This window comes from Corynebacterium sphenisci DSM 44792 (assembly GCF_001941505.1).
In the GTDB taxonomy this organism is placed as follows: domain Bacteria; phylum Actinomycetota; class Actinomycetes; order Mycobacteriales; family Mycobacteriaceae; genus Corynebacterium; species Corynebacterium sphenisci.
The window spans coordinates 2,109,973-2,127,979 of record NZ_CP009248.1 but is presented as its reverse complement, the minus strand read 5'-3'; the positions used below and the strand labels follow the sequence as shown (position 1 = coordinate 2,127,979).

Annotated in this window: 11 protein-coding genes and 3 rRNA genes; 7 read left to right on the top strand and 7 right to left on the bottom strand. The window is 70.6% G+C overall.

Translation table 11 applies throughout. The annotated features are described in order from the left end of the window. Window positions 1-14 precede the first annotated feature (14 nt). From murA to rrf, 4 genes are all read left to right on the top strand, one after another. Window positions 15-1,295 (top strand): UDP-N-acetylglucosamine 1-carboxyvinyltransferase, encoded by a 1,281-nt coding sequence (gene murA, locus CSPHI_RS09655; RefSeq protein WP_075692847.1) that lies wholly within the window; start codon window positions 15-17, stop codon window positions 1,293-1,295. 413 nt (window positions 1,296-1,708) lie between these two features. Next, window positions 1,709-3,228, top strand: a 16S ribosomal RNA gene (locus CSPHI_RS09650). Between the two features lie 376 nt (window positions 3,229-3,604). Next, a 23S ribosomal RNA gene (locus CSPHI_RS09645) occupies window positions 3,605-6,703 on the top strand. A 152-nt stretch (window positions 6,704-6,855) separates the two neighbouring features. Beyond that, window positions 6,856-6,972 (top strand): 5S ribosomal RNA (gene rrf, locus CSPHI_RS09640). Together the 16S, 23S and 5S rRNA genes form the textbook arrangement of a ribosomal RNA operon. Window positions 6,973-7,148: 176 nt before the next feature. Here the strand turns inward: rrf and CSPHI_RS09635 are convergent. Next, window positions 7,149-8,327 carry an aminotransferase class I/II-fold pyridoxal phosphate-dependent enzyme gene (locus CSPHI_RS09635; protein ID WP_075692845.1) on the bottom strand — a complete coding sequence of 393 codons (1,179 nt, stop codon included), beginning with the start codon at window positions 8,325-8,327 and terminating at the stop codon, window positions 7,149-7,151. Window positions 8,328-8,373: 46 nt separating this feature from the next. Between CSPHI_RS09635 and CSPHI_RS12705 the strand changes: the two genes are divergently transcribed. Further along, the gene (locus tag CSPHI_RS12705; RefSeq protein ID WP_075692843.1) at window positions 8,374-9,546 is read left to right on the top strand and encodes an alpha/beta hydrolase; all 1,173 of its coding nucleotides are present in this window, start codon (window positions 8,374-8,376) and stop codon (window positions 9,544-9,546) included. A gap of 15 nt (window positions 9,547-9,561) precedes the next feature. Here the strand turns inward: CSPHI_RS12705 and CSPHI_RS09625 are convergent, their stop codons facing one another. Genes CSPHI_RS09625 through CSPHI_RS09615 form a run of 3 tightly spaced genes read right to left on the bottom strand, consistent with a single transcriptional unit; the run spans window position 9,562 to window position 14,285 of the window. Next, window positions 9,562-10,209 (bottom strand): DUF3239 domain-containing protein, encoded by a 648-nt coding sequence (locus CSPHI_RS09625; protein ID WP_075692842.1) that lies wholly within the window; start codon window positions 10,207-10,209, stop codon window positions 9,562-9,564. Between the two features lie 29 nt (window positions 10,210-10,238). After that, window positions 10,239-11,891, bottom strand: a complete 1,653-nt coding sequence (locus tag CSPHI_RS09620; RefSeq protein ID WP_075692840.1) for a DNA repair helicase XPB — start codon at window positions 11,889-11,891, stop codon at window positions 10,239-10,241. Window positions 11,892-11,951: 60 nt separating this feature from the next. Next, the gene (locus CSPHI_RS09615) at window positions 11,952-14,285 is read right to left on the bottom strand and encodes a helicase-associated domain-containing protein (RefSeq protein WP_075692838.1); all 2,334 of its coding nucleotides are present in this window, start codon (window positions 14,283-14,285) and stop codon (window positions 11,952-11,954) included. Window positions 14,286-14,391: 106 nt separating this feature from the next. Between CSPHI_RS09615 and CSPHI_RS09610 the strand changes: the two genes are divergently transcribed. Beyond that, complete coding sequence (locus CSPHI_RS09610; protein WP_075692836.1) at window positions 14,392-14,589, top strand: hypothetical protein; 198 nt, start codon at window positions 14,392-14,394, stop codon at window positions 14,587-14,589. 253 nt (window positions 14,590-14,842) lie between these two features. Here CSPHI_RS09610 and CSPHI_RS09605 read toward each other — a convergent pair whose 3' ends face one another. Continuing rightward, the gene (locus CSPHI_RS09605) at window positions 14,843-15,526 is read right to left on the bottom strand and encodes a transglycosylase family protein (protein WP_075692834.1); all 684 of its coding nucleotides are present in this window, start codon (window positions 15,524-15,526) and stop codon (window positions 14,843-14,845) included. 572 nt (window positions 15,527-16,098) lie between these two features. Here CSPHI_RS09605 and CSPHI_RS09600 point away from each other — a divergent pair. Further along, window positions 16,099-16,488, top strand: coding sequence for a cold-shock protein (locus CSPHI_RS09600; RefSeq protein WP_075692833.1), 390 nt, complete (start codon window positions 16,099-16,101; stop codon window positions 16,486-16,488). A gap of 37 nt (window positions 16,489-16,525) precedes the next feature. On the opposite strand, the gene CSPHI_RS09595 is transcribed toward CSPHI_RS09600, so the two are convergent. Both CSPHI_RS09595 and CSPHI_RS09590 read right to left on the bottom strand, forming a co-directional pair. Continuing rightward, window positions 16,526-17,074: a DUF2771 family protein gene (locus CSPHI_RS09595; RefSeq protein ID WP_075692831.1), complete on the bottom strand. Its 549-nt coding sequence runs from the start codon at window positions 17,072-17,074 to the stop codon at window positions 16,526-16,528. Between the two features lie 38 nt (window positions 17,075-17,112). Then, the gene (locus CSPHI_RS09590; RefSeq protein ID WP_075692829.1) at window positions 17,113-17,994 is read right to left on the bottom strand and encodes a glutaminyl-peptide cyclotransferase; all 882 of its coding nucleotides are present in this window, start codon (window positions 17,992-17,994) and stop codon (window positions 17,113-17,115) included. Window positions 17,995-18,007 lie beyond the last annotated feature (13 nt).

Below are 18,007 nucleotides of genomic sequence, written 5' to 3'. Positions count from 1 at the left end.
GATTGGGTTGAGCCGTGGACCAAGAACGATTCCTCGTCGGCGGCGGAGCCCGGCTCAACGGTCAGGTGCGGGTCTCCGGCGCGAAGAACTCCGTGCTCAAGCTGATGGGGGCGGCGCTGCTCGCCGAGGGCACCACGGTGTTGCGCAACTGCCCGGACATCGACGACGTGCCCCTGATGCGCAATGTGCTGGAGGGCCTGGGCTGCACCGTGGAGCACAGCGGGGACACCGTGGCGATCACCGTGCCCGGGGATCTCTCCCCCCGGGCGGACTTCGACGCGGTGCGCCAGTTCCGGGCCTCGGTGTGCGTGCTGGGCCCGCTCACCGCCCGCTGCCGGCGGGCCGTGGTGGCGCTGCCCGGCGGCGACGCGATCGGCTCCCGGCCGCTGGACATGCACCAGCTGGGCCTGGAGAAGCTCGGCGCGAGCACCCGGATCGAGCACGGCTGCCTGGTCGCGGAGGCCGGCCGGCTGCGCGGGGCCCGGATCAAGCTGGACTTCCCCTCGGTGGGCGCCACCGAGAACATCCTCACCGCCGCGGTGCTCGCCGAGGGGGTGACCACCCTGGACAACGCCGCCCGGGAACCGGAGATCGTGGATCTCTGCGAGATGCTCGTGTCCATGGGCGCCCGGATCGACGGCGCCGGCACGAACACGATCACCGTGGACGGGGTGGAGCGGCTGCACCCGGCCGAGCATGAGGTGGTCGGCGACCGGATCGTCGCCGGCACCTGGGCCTACGCCGCGGCGATGACCGGCGGCGACGTCACCGTCGGCGGCATCGACCCGATCCACCTGCACCTGCCCCTGGAGAAGCTCCGGGTGGCCGGGGCCCAGGTGGAGTCCTACCCGGCGGGCTTCCGGGTGCGCGGGGTGGGCCGGCTGCGCGCGGTGAACTACCAGACCCTGCCCTTCCCGGGCTTCCCCACCGATCTGCAGCCGATGGCGATCGCCCTGGCCGCGGTCAGCGAGGGCGCCTCCATCCTCACCGAGAACGTCTTCGAGTCCCGGTTCCGCTTCGTCGACGAGATGATCCGGCTCGGCGCGGAGGCCACCATCGACGGCCACCACGTGATGATCCGGGGCAAGGAGCGGCTCAGCTCCGCACCGGTGTGGGCCTCGGACATCCGGGCCGGCGCCGGGCTGGTGCTGGCGGGGCTGTGCGCCGAGCCCGGCGGGGTCACCGAGGTCCACGACGTGTTCCACATCGACCGCGGCTACCCGGATTTCGTGGCCACGCTCTCCGCCCTGGGCGCGGACATCCGCCGCGAGGGGGCCGGCCGGCACCACCGCTGAGCTGCGGTTTTGCCGTTGGCGGGGGAGGTGTGTACTGTAAGCCGGGTCAGCGCGCAGGCGTTGGCCGGGAGTTCACCTCCGATTCAGCCCGACTTTGCGGTCGCGGCGCGGATGATGTAGACTCCAATCCTGCTGCCACGGACCGGATGGTTCGACCATGTGGTCCTGGTATGCGCGTGTTGTGTGAGAACTCGATAGTGTGCCGATGTACTACTTATTTTTCCGGTGATGGTGCCGGGAGTCTTTTTCAGGGGCTCTTGAAACAATCACTGATGAGCGTGTGCCCGGTTTGTTCCCCGTCAAGGGCTTCGGGTGCGCGCGTTTTTTGGACAATACGCCAGACTGGGGTCTGTTTGGGTCCTGGTTTGTTGTTTGTTCTTTTTGCCAGTTTTCGGGCTTTTCACTTAAAAGCTTTTGTGGAGAGTTTGATCCTGGCTCAGGACGAACGCTGGCGGCGTGCTTAACACATGCAAGTCGAACGGTAAGGCTCCCGCTTGCGGGGGTACACGAGTGGCGAACGGGTGAGTAACACGTGGGTGACCTACCCTGCACTTCGGGATAAGCCTGGGAAACTGGGTCTAATACCGGATAGGACCACCGTCTAAGGCGGTGGTGGAAAGTTTTTCGGTGCAGGATGGGCCCGCGGCCTATCAGCTTGTTGGTGGGGTAATGGCCTACCAAGGCGTCGACGGGTAGCCGGCCTGAGAGGGTGGACGGCCACATTGGGACTGAGACACGGCCCAGACTCCTACGGGAGGCAGCAGTGGGGAATATTGCACAATGGGCGGAAGCCTGATGCAGCGACGCCGCGTGGGGGATGACGGCCTTCGGGTTGTAAACTCCTTTCACCATCGACGAAGGTTTTCTGACGGTAGATGGAGAAGAAGCACCGGCTAACTACGTGCCAGCAGCCGCGGTAATACGTAGGGTGCGAGCGTTGTCCGGAATTACTGGGCGTAAAGAGCTCGTAGGTGGTTTGTCGCGTCGTCTGTGAAATTCCGGGGCTTAACTCCGGGCGTGCAGGCGATACGGGCATAACTTGAGTACTGTAGGGGAGACTGGAATTCCTGGTGTAGCGGTGAAATGCGCAGATATCAGGAGGAACACCGATGGCGAAGGCAGGTCTCTGGGCAGTAACTGACGCTGAGGAGCGAAAGCATGGGTAGCGAACAGGATTAGATACCCTGGTAGTCCATGCCGTAAACGGTGGGCGCTAGGTGTGGGTCCCTTCCACGGGGTCCGTGCCGTAGCTAACGCATTAAGCGCCCCGCCTGGGGAGTACGGCCGCAAGGCTAAAACTCAAAGGAATTGACGGGGGCCCGCACAAGCGGCGGAGCATGTGGATTAATTCGATGCAACGCGAAGAACCTTACCTGGGCTTGACATATACGGGATCGCCGTGGAGACACGGTTTCCCTTGTGGCTCGTATACAGGTGGTGCATGGTTGTCGTCAGCTCGTGTCGTGAGATGTTGGGTTAAGTCCCGCAACGAGCGCAACCCTTGTCTCATGTTGCCAGCACGTTATGGTGGGGACTCGTGAGAGACTGCCGGGGTCAACTCGGAGGAAGGTGGGGATGACGTCAAATCATCATGCCCCTTATGTCCAGGGCTTCACACATGCTACAATGGTCGGTACAGTGGGTTGCGATGCCGTGAGGTTCAGCTAATCCCTTGAAAGCCGGTCTCAGTTCGGATCGGGGTCTGCAACTCGACCCCGTGAAGTCGGAGTCGCTAGTAATCGCAGATCAGCAACGCTGCGGTGAATACGTTCCCGGGCCTTGTACACACCGCCCGTCACGTCATGAAAGTCGGTAACACCCGAAGCCAGTGGCCCAACCCTTGTGGGGGGAGCTGTCGAAGGTGGGATCGGCGATTGGGACGAAGTCGTAACAAGGTAGCCGTACCGGAAGGTGCGGCTGGATCACCTCCTTTCTAAGGAGTATTTTTTGTAGTCGCGTCATTGGTGTGGTCCTGTGGGCCGGCTGGTGGTGCGCGTTTTTTGTTTTCGGGTGGACGCCGTCTGCCGGGGAGATCGTGGTGCGCCGTGCTTGCCCGGGCCGTGTGGTCCGGGTCGCCCTGTGGTGGTGGGTGGCCCTGTTGTCGGGGTCGCCGGTGGGGTGCGCAGGTGGTGCGTCGGCATGCTGTCGGGTGTCTGGGACGACACGTCCCTTGTTGTGTTGCGCCCGTCGGGTGGCGGCGGAGGCTTGTGGTCTCCGGTTGCCGGCGTCGGGTGGTGTTGTGTGAGAACTGGATAGTGGACGCGAGCATCTTTATTTTTTGTTGTGTGTGTTCCTTGATTTTTGTGTTGTGTGTGTGTTCAAGGGCGCACGGTGGATGCCTTGGCATGGAAGGCCGATGAAGGACGTGAGAGGCTGCGTTAAGCCTCGGGGAGCTGCCAACTGAGCGTTGATCCGAGGGTGTCCGAATGGGGAAACCTGGCCGTCGTTATGGGCGGTCGCCCGCATCTGAATTCATAGGGTGCGTGGTGGTGACGCGGGGAAGTGAAACATCTCAGTACCCGCAGGAAGAGAAAACAATTGTGATTCCGTTAGTAGTGGCGAACGAACGCGGATGATGGCTAAACCGCGCGCGTGTGATACCGGTCAGGGGTTGCGCGTGTGGTGTTGTGGGGCCGCCCGTGGTGGGAGCTGACTGTCCTGCCCGGGGTGTGGATGTGTTAGCGGAAAGTGCGTGGAATCGCCTGCCGTAGACGGTGAGAGCCCGGTACGTGAAAGCATGTTCATATCCTGTGTGGCGTGATCCCCGAGTAGCAGCGGGCTCGTGGAATCCGCTGTGAATCCGCCGGGACCACCCGGTAAGCCTGAATACCTTCCGTGACCGATAGCGGATAGTACCGTGAGGGAATGGTGAAAAGTACCCCGGGAGGGGAGTGAAATAGTACCTGAAACCGTGTGCCTACAATCCGTCAGAGCCTCCGTGTGGGGTGATGGCGTGCCTTTTGAAGAATGAGCCTGCGAGTCAGCGGCATGTCGCGAGGTTAACCCTTTTGGTGGGGTAGCCGTAGCGAAAGCGAATCCTAACGAGGGTGTTTTAGTGGCATGTCCTGGACCCGAAGCGGGGTGATCTACCCATGGCCAGTGTGAAGCGATGGTAAGACGTCGTGGAGGCGCGAACCCACTTAGGTTGAAAACTGAGGGGATGAGCTGTGGGTAGGGGTGAAAGGCCAATCAAACTCCGTGATAGCTGGTTCTCCCCGAAATGCATTTAGGTGCAGCGTCGTGCGTTTCCTCCTGGAGGTAGAGCTACTGGTTGGTTTAGCGGGACTATCATCTTAGCGACATCAGCCAAACTCCGAATGCCGGTGAGGTCAGAGCACGGCAGTGAGACTGCGGGGGATAAGCTTCGTAGTCGAGAGGGAAACAGCCCAGATCGCCGGCTAAGGCCCCTAAGGGTATGCTAAGTGGAAAAGGATGTGGGATCGCGAAGACAACCAGGAGGTTGGCTTAGAAGCAGCCACCCTTGAAAGAGTGCGTAATAGCTCACTGGTCGAGTGGTCCCGCGCCGACAATGTAGTGGGGCTCAAGCATACCGCCGAAGCCGCGGCAGTGCGCCCTCGTGGCGTGCTGGGTAGGGGAGCGTCGTGTACGTGCTGTGAAGCCGCAGGGGTGACCCGTGGTGGAGCGTGCACGAGTGAGAATGCAGGCATGAGTAGCGAATGAGGAGTGGAAACCTCCTCCGCCGAATGACCAAGGGTTCCTGGGTCAAGCTAATCTTCCCAGGGTGAGTCGGGACCTAAGGCGAGGCCGACAGGCGTAGTCGATGGACAACGGGTTGATATTCCCGTACCCGTGATATCGCGCCCCTGGTGAATCAGTGATACTAACCCTCCTGAAGCGCATCCGCCGCCGGCCCTTCGGGGCCGGCATCCGCGGGCGCGTGGATGCAGGGGACCTGAGCTGGTAGTAGCCAAGCGATGGGGTGACGCAGGACGGTAGCCGTGCCACCGGATGGAAGTGGTGGTGCAAGCGTGTAGCCCGCGGGCCAGGTAAATCCGGCCCGCGCTTGAAGGGTGAGACGTGACGCGTACCCGTAGTGGGGACGTCGGTGATCCGATGCTGCCGAGAAAAGCCTCTAGCGATGTGATGTCATGGCCCGTACCCCAAACCGACACAGGTGGTCAGGTAGAGAATACCGAGGCGATCGGGATAACTGTGGTTAAGGAACTCGGCAAAATGCCCCCGTAACTTCGGGAGAAGGGGGGCCGCGGCCGGTGACCCGCCTAGCGTGGCGAGCCGGCTTCGGCCGCAGAGAATAGAGGGAAGCGACTGTTTACTAAAAACACAGGTCCGTGCGAAGACGGGTAAGTCGAGGTATACGGACTGACGCCTGCCCGGTGCTGGAAGGTTAAGAGGACCTGTTAGATCACGTAAGTGGTCGAAGCGGAGAATTTAAGCCCCAGTAAACGGCGGTGGTAACTATAACCATCCTAAGGTAGCGAAATTCCTTGTCGGGTAAGTTCCGACCTGCACGAATGGCGTAACGACTTCCCTGCTGTCTCAACCACAGGCCCGGCGAAATTGCAGTACGAGTAAAGATGCTCGTTACGCGCGGCAGGACGAAAAGACCCCGGGACCTTCACTATAGCTTGGCATTGGTGTTCGGTTCGGTTTGTGTAGGATAGGTGGGAGACTGTGAGGCGGCCACGCCAGTGGTCGTGGAGTCGTTGTTGAAATACCACTCTGATCGGATTGGATGTCTAACCTTGGCCCGTTATCCGGGTCGGGGACAGTGCCTGGTGGGTAGTTTAACTGGGGCGGTTGCCTCCTAAAGAGTAACGGAGGCGCCCAAAGGTTCCCTCAGCCTGGTTGGCAATCAGGTGTTGAGTGTAAGTGCACAAGGGAGCTTGACTGTGAGACTGACAGGTCGAGCAGGTACGAAAGTAGGGACTAGTGATCCGGCACTGGCTTGTGGAAGCGGTGTCGCTCAACGGATAAAAGGTACCCCGGGGATAACAGGCTGATCTTCCCCAAGAGTCCATATCGACGGGATGGTTTGGCACCTCGATGTCGGCTCGTCGCATCCTGGGGCTGGAGTAGGTCCCAAGGGTTGGGCTGTTCGCCCATTAAAGCGGCACGCGAGCTGGGTTTAGAACGTCGTGAGACAGTTCGGTCTCTATCCGCCGCGCGCGTGGAAACTTGAGGAAGGCTGTCCCTAGTACGAGAGGACCGGGACGGACGTACCTCTGGTGTGCCAGTTGTCCCGCCAGGGGCATGGCTGGTTGGCTACGTACGGAAGGGATAACCGCTGAAAGCATCTAAGCGGGAAGCCTGTTCCAAGATCAGGTTTCTTTTGAGGTCCCCAGCAGACTACTGGGTTGATAGGCCGGATCTGGAAGCACCGCAAGGTGTGGAGGTGACCGGTACTAATAGACCGACCACACCACAACCCCCCACCCCGAGCGGTGGGAGCAACGGGTCGAGGTGTGCGCACGACAACACGAAGAATAGAGCTTTTGCTCGCGTCCACCATCCAGTATCTGGGACAACACCGCCCACCATAGGCATGCAGTGCTTTTTTGGTGGGTTTCCCGTAACACGTGTCGGTGGCGAAAGCGGCGGGGCCACGCCCGGTCCCATTCCGAACCCGGAAGCTAAGCCCGCCAGCGCCGATGGTACTGCACCCGGGAGGGTGTGGGAGAGTAGGACACCGCCGGCCACAAACCAATCACGACCCGACGCCCCCGAGGCGCCCGGCCCCCACAAGGGGCCCGGCACCCCGGGGGCGTTCGGCATGTGCCCACCCGCCCCACCGGGGGGTGACGCCTATGAAGGCCCCTTCCCCCACCACCGGGGAAAGGGGCCTTCGTCGTCTGCGCCGCCGGGCTCCGGCGCCTAGGGGCGGCCCAGGTGCGCCGCCAGCCGGTCGCAGCCGGCCTCGATCGCCTCCGGGCCGGCGGCGAAGCTCAGCCGGATCAGGTTCCGCCACCGGGGGTGAGTCGGATCCTCGACGAAGGCGGGTACCGGGATGACCGCCACCCCGGCCTCGGCGGGCAGCCGGCGGGAGACCTCCATCGCATCGCCCAGGCCCAGCGGGGCGCAGTCGGCGAGCACGAAATAGCCCGCGTCGGCGCCGTGGGCCTCGATGCCGAGCCCCGCCAGCCGCTCCAGGAGCAGATCCCGGTTCGCCGCCAACCAGGCGGTGTTCCGGCGCACCCAGCCGTCGCAGTCGGCGAGCCCGCGGGCCACAGCGGCCTGGAAGGGGGCGCCGGCGACGCAGGTGAGGAACTGCTTCGGCGCCAACGCCGCCTGCACCATATCCGCCGGGCCCAGCAGCCAGCCGATCTTCCAGCCGGTGACGTTGAAGGTCTTCGCCGCGCTGGAGGCGATGAGGGTGCGCTCCCGCATCCCGGGCAGCTCCGCGATGGAGCGGTGCGCCGAGCCGTCGAAGATGAGCCGCTCGTAGACCTCGTCGGAGAGCACCGGGCACCCCGCCCGCCGGGCCGCCTCCGCCACCGCGGCGAGATCCCCCGCCGGCAGCACCGCCCCGGTGGGGTTGTGCGGGGAGTTGACGATGATGAGCCCGGTGTCGGCGCCCACCGCCGCGGCCAGCGCCGCCCGGTCCAGATGCCAGCCCGCGGCCTCATCGTGCAGCAGCGGCACCGCCCGCACCCGGGCGCCGGCAAGCGCCGCGGCCGCCCGGTAGGAGTCGTAGTAGGGCTCGATGAGCACCACCTCGGCGCCCGGCTCCACCAGTCCCAGCACCGCGGACATGATCGCCTCCGTGGCGCCGACGGTGACCAGGCATTCGGTGGCCGGGTCGTAGCCGGCGCCGGTGCGCCGGGCGCGTTCGGCGCAGATCGCCTCCCGCAGCCCGGCCTCGCCGCGGGCCGGCGGGTACTGGTTGTTGCCGGCGGCGATCTGGGCGCGGGCCTCCTCGGCGACCGCCTCCGGGGCGCCGGCCGCCGGGGTGCCCCGGCCCAGGTTCACCGCCCCGTGGGCCGCGGCGGCCTCGCCGACCACGGCGAAGATGGTCTCGCCCAGGGGGCGCAGGCGGGAGACGGTTCGGGTCATGGGGACAGGGTACGGGGCGGGTTCCCCCGGCCCTACAATGGCCGCCATGAGCGAGGACCAGTTCACCCCGGTGACCACCGATGAGCAGCGGCTGCGGCAGCTGACCGACTACCTCGAGGAGCATGTCGCCTGCTTCGCCGACCCGCTGCCGGTGCCGCCGCCGCGGCCGGCCGGGTCCGGCGCCCACCCGGGGTGGCTGGCCGAGGTCCGCGCCGCCCGGGACCGGGCCAACGCCATGGCCGCCCGCCGCCCCGACGCGGTGGTGCATGCGGCGATGCTGGTGCTCGGCGCCGGGGTGAACCACACCGCCCCCTTCACCGCCTACGCCCGGCCCGGCACCACCTGGCGGGAGGTGCGCATCCCGGTGCCCGCCCGGCCGGGCTGGCCGGCGGGGGCGCTGGCCCGCGGTGACGGCGGTGCGGACCCCTTCCCGGAGCCGGCCCCGCCGGCCGGGGTGGCTCCGGTGGCGGAGATCGGCGCCACCGTGTTCACCCCCACCGAGCCCACCGGGGCGGTGGTCATCGCCGCCCACGGCGCCACCTGGTGGATGGGCGATGGCGCGGCCCGCGAGGCCGGGTTCTCCCCGGACTGCGCGGCCCTGGCGGAGCGCTCCGGGGCGATCGTGGTGGACGTGGACTACCGGCTCGCCCCGGAGCATCCGCTGCCGGCGGCGGTGGCGGATCTGCGGGCGGCGGTCGACTGGGCCGCGGCGGAGCTCGGCGCGACCCCCGCGACCACGGTGCTGTGGGGCACCAGCTCCGCGGGGCAGGTGTGCACCCTGGCGGCGCTGACGGGGGCGGAGGTGGCCTCCCTGGCGCTGACCATGCCCGCGGTGGACCTGGCCGGCTACGAGCCGGGGACCATGGCCTGGATCTTCGGCGCGGCGGTGGACCCGGCCTCGGCGGTGGCCTCCCCGGTGCACGCCGATCCCGCACTGCTGCCCCGGCTGCACGTGCAGCTGGCCTCCCATGACGACATGGCCCACGGCGGCGCGGAGCTCGCCGCCGCGGCGGCCGCCGCCGGCGGGGCCGCGGAGGTCGTGGAGTTCCTGGGCACCCACCTGGTCACCCCGCCGGCGGTGCACCGGGCGCGGATCACGGATCTGGCCCGCCATGTGCTCGCCGCCACCGGCACCAGCCGGAAGCTGCCCGCGGACCCGGCCGGGGAGTACGACAAGGCCGCGGTGGACGCGGCCAATGAGGCGAGCTGGCGCCGCTGACCCGGCGGCCGGGGCTCAGCCCCTGGCCAGGGGCAGCAGCCCCCGTTTGGTGGCCCGGACCTCGCCGACCCGGTCGATCGCCTCGGCGAGCACCCGCCAGCGCCGCTCCGGGATCTCCGCCTCCGCGGCGGCCACCGCGGCCGCGTCCGGGGTGGCCCAGCACACCGGCACCGGGGTGACCTCGTCATAGTGGATCGCCGCGGCGGAGTGCCGGCCGCCGACGGCCACCGCCGGCACCCGGGCGCCCACGGCGCGGGCCACCCCGGGCAGGCCGGTGACGGTGCGCACCGCCAGCGCCGGGCGCGGATCGGTGCCCTCCTCCGCGGCGGTGTCCACCAGGGCCAGCAGGGTCATGTCCCGGGGGCCGATCTCGGCGATCACCGCCGGGGCCAGCGGATGGTCGTCGTAGAGCTGCCGGGGCGTGCCGATGGTGCGCGGCAGGGTCAGCGCCACCAGGGCGCACATGACGCCGAAGACGAACGCGGCGATGCCCAGGAACAGCGGCCAGCCGGTGTGCCCGAGCCGCCACAGCAGCACCGCGCCGGCGGCCCACAGCAGCACCGCCATGATGGCGGCGGACAGCCGCAGCCGGCGGCTGTCCCGGAAGTACTCGTTGTGCGCGCGCACATGGGCGTCATCGACCGGGATCCGGAACTGGCTCATGCGCCCGATGATAGGCCCGCGCGGGCGGGTCAGTCGCCGAGCAGCTCCGCGGCGTCGGCGATCCGGTAGGCGTAGCCCTGCTCGGCGAGGAAGCGCTGCCGGTGCGCGGCGTACTCGGCGTCCAGGGTGTCCCGGGCGACCACCGAGTAGAACACCGCCCCGCCGCCGTCGGCCTTGGGCCGCAGCAGCCGGCCCAGCCGCTGGGCCTCCTCCTGCCGGGAGCCGAAGGTGCCGGAGACCTGCACCGCCACCGCCGCCTCGGGCAGGTCGATGGAGAAGTTCGCCACCTTGGACACCACCAGGGTGCGCACCTCCCCGGCGCGGAAGGCGGCGAAGAGCTCCTCGCGGCGCCGGTTCGGGGTGGAGCCGTCGATGACCGGGGCGCCGAGCACCCCGCCGAGCTCCTCCAGCTGGTCCAGGTAGCCGCCGATGACCAGGGTGGGCGCGCCGCGGTGCCGGGCCACCAGATCCCGGATCACCGGGGTCTTCGAGGCGGCGCAGGCGGCCAGCCGGTAGCGGTCGGCGGGTTCGGCGGTGGCGTAGGCCATCCGCTCGCCCTCGGTGAGGGTGACCCGCACCTCGATGCACTCCGCCGGGGCGATCCAGCCCTGGGCCTCGATGTCCTTCCACGGCGCGTCAAAGCGCTTCGGCCCGATCAGGCTGAACACGTCGCCCTCCCGGCCATCCTCGCGCACCAGGGTGGCGGTGAGCCCCAGCCGGCGCCGGGACTGCAGGTCGGCGCTCATCCGGAACACCGGGGCGGGCAGCAGGTGCACCTCGTCGTAGATGATGAGCCCCCAGTCCCGGGAGTCGAACAGCTCCAGGGCCCGGTACTCGCCCTTCGTCTTCCGGGTGACCACCTGGTAGGTGGCGATGGTCACCGGGCGGATCTCCTTGCGCTCCCCGGAGTACTCGCCGATCTCCTCGGCGGTGAGGCTGGTGCGGGCGATGAGCTCATCGCGCCACTGCCGGCCGGCGACGGTGTTGGTGACCAGGATCAGGGTGGTGCGCCCGGCGTCGACCATGGCCGCGGCGCCGACCAGGGTCTTGCCGGAGCCGCAGGGCAGCACCACCACCCCGGAGCCGCCGTCGCGGAAGGCGTCCGCGGCCTGGCGCTGGTAGTCGCGCAGGGACCAGTCCGCCGGCTCCGCCCAGGAGATCGGGTGCGCCTCCCCGTCGACGTAGCCGGCGGTGTCCGCCGCCGGCCAGCCCACCTTGAGCAGCTCCTGCTTGATCCGGCCGCGTTCGGAGGGGTGCACCGCGAAGGTGTCGGCGTCGATCCGCTCGCCGAGCATCGGCCGGATCCGCTTGTGCCGGGCGATTTCGGCGAGCACCGCCGGGTCCGCGGCGCTGAGGATGAGCCCGTGCGCGGGATGCCGGGCCAGGGTGAGCCGGCCGTAGCGGTCCATGGTCTCGGCGATGTCGATGAGCAGCGCCTGCGGCACCGGGAAGCGGGAGTGCCGCTCCAGGGCGTCGACGACCTGCTCGGCGTCGTGCCCGGCGGCGCGGGCGTTCCACAGCGCCAGGGGGGTCACCCGGTAGGTGTGCACGTGCTCCGGGGCGCGCTCCAGCTCCGCGAAGGGCGCCAGCGCCGCGCGGGCGGCCTCGGCGTCCGGGTGCGCGGTCTCCAGCAGCACCGTCTTGTCGGACTGCACGATGAGCGCGCCGTCGCCGAGAGCCACGTCAAACCCCGCCTTCCCCGCCGGTCGCCCCGCGGTGTCGTGAAATGGGCCGAACACCCATTATGGCACCGGCGGGGCCTCCTGCACGACCTCGGTGACCCGGTGCATGAGGAAGCGCAGCACCCGCCCCTCGGCCGGATCCAGGGCGTCGACGTGGCCGCCGCCGACGGTGACCGGGCGCACCCGGCGGCGCAGCGCCCGGCCGTTGCGGTCCACGTAGCCGATGGTGACCTCGATCCCGGCGCGGGCGGCGCGGGCCAGCAGATCCTGGGCGGCGGCCCCGGTGGCCGGGTCATCGTCCATCCCGATCCGGGTGCCGCCGGCGCCGTCGCCGGCGGCCGCGGCGGCGTCGCCGCGGACCAGGTCGTCCACGGCGCGGGCGATGACCTCGGCATCGGCCGGCTGCGGGGCGGGGGCGCGCGGCAGCGCCTCGGCGACCCGCCGGGGCTCCTCCGCCAGGTCCAGCACGGCGCCGTCGGCGTCCTCGGCGACCGCCGGCCGGCCGGCGGCGCGCAGCGCGGCGAGCACCTCCGCCAGCGGGGCCTGGGCGATGAGCACCGTGTCCGCCAGCCGGCGCAGGCCGAGCCCGGCCGCCGCGGGGGAGGCCATGATCCCGGCCAGTTCCGCGGCGTCCGCGCAGCGCAGGTAGCTCGCCGCGGGCCCGCCGCGCAGGAGCCCGTGCCGGCGGGCGACGTCGTCGATGAGGAAGCCCATCGCCTGCGGCACCTCGCCCAGGGCCCGTTCGGCGAGCAGGGCGTGCAGTTCCGCGGCGGTCATCCCGGAGTCCAGGCCGCGGCGCACCGACTCCTCGCTCATCCGGTGCACGCTGGCCACCCCGGTGCTCTCCACGTCGGTGAACCGGGCCAGCGCGGCGGCCAGGGCCGGCTCCGCCGGGCCGGGCACCAGGATGGTGAGATCCTCCTGGGCGATGAGGTCGCCGGTGGGGGCGGGCAGCAGCGGGGCGAGCCGGGCGGCGAGCTCCGCGCCGGTGGCGGCGCGGGCGGCCCGCCAGGCGGCGGTGGCCGCCGCGGCGGGGCCCTCGCGGGCGATGAGCCCGAGCGCGGCGAGATCCGCCAGGGCGGACTCCAGCGCCGCCGGCGGGGTGCGCACCGCCACCAGGGGACGGCGGTGCAGCAGCGCCCCCGCCGGGTCGGCCACCGCGGCGTCCGCGTCGAGCAGCAGATCCCCGATCGCGGTGCGCAGCGCCGGCAGGTCCGCGCGCCGGGCCTCCGGGGAGAGCAGCGGCCGGTCCGCGGCCGGGTCCACGTCGGCGCCGCGCAGGCCGTCGATGAGCATCGCCCAGCGCGCCGCGGGCTCCGCGGCGAGGAAGGCGTCGGCCGCCGGGGCGGGGGCGAGGTAGTCGCCGCCGGTGTCCTCGGCGGGCAGCGGATGGGGGGCGCCGACGCCGAGCAGCCCCGCGGCGGCGGCCACGGCCACCAGGCGGGGCAGCTCCGGGCCGAGGGCCTCGGCCAGCCGCCGGTGCTCGCGCATGCCCACGGTGCCGTCCCGGCGCACCGCCGCCGGGGCCCCGCCGAGCAGCTCCAGCAGATCCCGCACCCCCCGGATGAGCTCCAGGGCGGCCGCCGCGCCCCGGGCGTCGGCGTCGCCGGCCGGCAGGGTCGCCGGCGGATCCGGGCGCAGCGGCACCCGGCCCTCCGGCAGCGGGATCCCGCGCAGCAGGGCGCGCACCGCCGCGGGCAGCCGCACCGTGGCGTGGTCGACCCGCTCCAGCAGCCCGGCGGCGATGAGCCGGGGCACCGGCAGCGCCGGGTCCGCGGCCGGGTCGGCCTCCCGGGTGGTGCCCAGGCCCCCGGCCTCGACGAGGGTGTCCAGCAGCCGGCGCTGGTGATCGTCGATTTCGGCCAGGGCCGCGCGGAGCCGCTCCGGGGTGGGCCGGTCCGGGTCCGGCAGCAGCGCCCAGCCCGGCGGCAGCGCCGCCCAGGCCCCGTCGGCGACGCGCAGCGCGCGCCCGGCGAGCCCCGCCCGGCCGGCGAAGCGGCCGCCGCGGCCCGGGCCGTCGCCGATCACCAGGGCGCGCTGCCGCAGCGCGTCGAGGGCGGTGCGCAGCTGGGCCAGGGTGGGCCGTTCCCGGGCGGGCGCGCCCGCGGCGGCGAGCCGGGCGCGCACCGAGTCCAGCACCGTCGCGGCCGGCACCGGCTCCAGATCCGCGCCGAGGTCCACGGCGGCCTCCAGCACCGCCAGGGCGGTGGCGTCCAGGCCGGGCAGCACCCGGCGGGCGGAGGCGCGCAGCTGCAGGCGGGCGGCGAGCACCTCGGAGGAGCGCGGCGGCGGGGTGGCCGCGTCCGGGCGCAGCCGCAGCAGCTCGGCGAGGAAGGCCCGGTCGCGGGCGGCGAGCCAGTCGCGCAGGGCGGGCGTCTCGGTGGCGTGGTCCATGGCGGCTCCCAGGATACTGCGACGGGGGCACCCGAACGGCGTCCTGAACGGAACCTTAAGCGCGACTGAGGTGACTCTGGCCGTTGCTTCTGCCATGATTGGGGGTATGGCTAACGTCGCGAAGAAGCACAAGAAGCAGTACGTCGATCCGGGCTGGCCGCAGGACCTCGAGCCGGGCCAGCACGCCGTGACCGAGCTCATCGCCCACCACGCCGGCGCGGATTCGCCCTTCGGCAGCACCACCTTCCCGGTGGATCCGGAGACCCTGGGCTACGTGCACCCGAACACGGTGATCAACCGCTGATTCCCCCCGGGCGGGGCATGCCCCGCCCCGGCGGCGTCGGCCCATCCCGCCAGAGACCTCATCCGCCCCGCGCGGATGCGGCGTCGGCCGGCGCGCACGAACCGCTACCACCGCCGTGCGCGTCGGCCGATTCGGCGATCCCGGACCCGGATCCCGGCCGCGGCGGCGGCGGGCGCCCCGCGCCCGGACGCGGAGGAACCCGGCCACCCCCAGGGGGTGGCCGGGTTCCGCGTCGGTCGGGTCCGGTGCCGTCCTAGAAGGGCAGCAGCTCGCGGACCATGTCGTAGTAGCCGGCGACCTGGGCCGGGACCGGGAGGTCCTTGGCGTCGTAGGCGCCGGTGATCTCCTCGAAGATGGCGTCCAGGGAGGCGATGTCGGAGGCCTCGCCGAGGCGGGCGATGGCGGCGGCCGGGTCACCGGCGACACCGGAGGGGTCGCCGGCGATGGCGGCGATCGCCTCGACCGGGTTGGCCTCGGCCTTCGGGGCCGGGGCGGCCTGGTGCTTCGGCTTCGGGGCGGCGGTGCCGTGGCTGGTGGTGCCGTTCACCGGCTTCGGCCGGCTGGTGTTGGCCGAGGAGTGCAGGCCGAGCTTGGCGGAGCAGGCGGGCCAGGCGCCCCAGCCCTGGGCGGCGAGGACCTTCTCGGCGACCCAGATCTGCTGATCCTTGGTGGCCTGGCTGGCGTAGGGGGCGAACTCGCCGCCGCCGTAGCCGTTCCAGGTGGAGGCGGAGAACTGCAGGCCGCCGTAGTAGCCGTTGCCGGTGTTGATGGACCAGTTGCCGCCGGACTCGCACTGGGCCAGGCGCTCCCAGTCGGAGTAGGGGGCGGCGTTGGCGGCGGGGGCCAGCAGCGCGGCGCCGGCGCCGAGGGCGACGCCGGTGGCGGCGACCTTGGCGGTGGTGGAGATGGTGCGGGCCTTCTTGGAGTGGCGGGCCATGAGTGGATTCCCTCTCGTTGTTCGGTGGGTCGCCGTCGGGGTTAGCTGTCGGGTTCGGGCGGTGGGGATGCCCGGCGGGCCGCCATGCGGCCCGGCTTCACCCCTAGCCCCGGTGGGGCGGCCGGCCGGCGGGGGCGCCGATCGGCCTCGGGTGGTTTCCCCGACCCCGTCCGCGGTCAGGATGTCCTGTGGAGTTGTGTTCGCGTTGCTCGGGTCCCGGCGCCGCCCCGGACGGGGTTGGGCGAAGGGCGGTCGGGTCTCCCGCGCGTCGTCGCCAAACGTAGCGGTTGGTCACGGAATAGTCACGCCATTGGCGGAAGCCGCCGGTTGGCGGGGGTGCGCACCCGGTGCGCGGGCGGCGGATCCGCACATGAAAACATGCCGCCACCATGGGCAATGGTGGGGAAGTGGCGGATGGGACGGATGTGAAACGTGACGTATATCACGTTATCGGGTCGTTACCGAGAACGGCCTTCGCGGTGTTCGGATATGGTGGGTGGTTCAGATCCGCGAGCGGCCCCGCCGACCGCCACGGCGGCGATCGACGGCGGACCGGGAAAGGTGTGAGGGCGGTGCCCATCGGCAATATCAGGTGGTACGACAAGACCCGCGGCTTCGGCTTCGTGTCCAACCCCGACGGCGAGGACGTCTACGTCGGGCACGCCGTGCTGCCCGAGGGCGTCGAGGAGCTGCACAAGGGCCAGCGCATCGAATACGACTTCGCCGACGGCCGGCCCGGCCCGCAGGCGCTGCGGGTGACCATCCTCGACGAGGCCCCGCGCGCGGCCCGGCCCGCCCGCCGGCATGACCCGGCGGAGCTCAACGGGATGATCTCCGACATGATCACCATGCTGGAGACCACCGTGCAGCGGGATCTGCGCGCCGGCCGGCACCCCGAGCGCCGGCAGGGCCGGCGGATGGCGGAGGTGCTGCGCGCCGTGGCCCGGGAACTCGACCGCTAGCCCCGTGGCCCGCGCCCGCGGGCGGGGGAGGAGGGGGCTACTCCTTCGCGGCGTCCGCCGCGTCCGCGGCGTCGTTGACGATGGACCAGGTGATCCCGTAGGTGGTCTCCTCCCCGGCGGCGTCCAGGCCCACCACCGCGGTGGAGACCTCGATCACGCCCAGCGCGCTGCGCTGCCCGGCGGCGGCCGTGGAGCCGGCGACGGTCTCCGCCGTGGCGGTGCCCGGCTCGTGCAGGGCGGTCGCGTTGGCCGACTCGTCGGCGTAGAAGCGCTGCAGGGTCCACTTCACCGAGGCGACCTCCGGGTCCACCCGCACCTCCGCGGTGTCCTGCGCGCCGAGCGCCATATGGTGCACCCGGTCCTCGTGCACCGTGCAGGAGCCCGGGTCGAAGAGATCGCAGACCCGGTACGGGGCCACCTCGGCCTCCGCCCCGTCGACCACCACGGTCAGGGTCAGCGCCCCCGGGTCGGCCAGCGGGCGCTCGCGCAGCGTGGTCCAGGCGACCACCCCGCCGACGATCACCAGGCCGGTGACCAGGATCGCCGCGACGATGCCCAGTGATTTGCGCGTCCTGCCCCGCCTCATCCGCAGGCTCCCTTCCATCCGGTGCGTTCGCGCCGATCCTAGTCCGCCGGGGTGAACCGGACCTCGAAGAGCACCGGCCAGCGCTTCCCGGCGAGCAGCCACCGGTCGGTGCCGGGCACCTTCGCGATGCCGTTGAGCACATCGGGCTCGACCGCATCCGCCGGCAGCATCGACCGCAGCGCGGAGGCGTCCGCCACCGCGGTGACCCGGCCATCGCGCGGATCCACGGCGACCAGCTCGCCGGTGCGCCACCGGTTCGCCCACACCCGGGGCCCGTCGGGGCCGGTCACGCACTCCAGCTCGTTGAGCTGATCCACCGGGGCCCCGGCGGCGCGCACCGGCACCCCGCCGAGCGGGCGGAAGTCCGCGGCGTCGCGGAAGGCGAGCCGGTCGGTGCCGTCGGAGAGCGCCAGCCGGCCATCGCCCAGATCGCAGATCCCCCAGCCCTCCCGGTCCAGCCGATGCCGGCCCAGCTCCGCCAGGGTCGCCGCATCACGTTCGATGGCCACCCCGTCGCGCCAGGTCAATTGCCAGATCCGCTCCCCGGAGCGGGTGATCCCCTCGCCGAACAGCCCCGGATCCAGGTCCCGGGAGGCGATTTCGCGGGGCTCCCCCAGCGGATCGGCGACCCGGTAGATCCGGGACCGGCCGACCAGCCCGGTGCCCACCAGCAGCTCCCCGTCCCCGGTGAGCTCCAGGCCCTGGGTGAAGGAGGACTCGTCGAAGGGGTGCGCGGCGATCACCTCCACCGCCAGGCGCGCCGGGGCGGCCGGCTCCGCCGGGCGCCCCGCGGCCGGGGGCGCGGGATCCGGGCCGGGGCCGCCGCCGGCGCAGCCGGCCAGCGCGGCGGCGGCCAGGGCGAGGGCGAGCGGCGCGCGGCGGGGCGGGCGGCGGCCGGGGAGGCGGCGGGGGCGGGTCATGGGGCTCATCCTA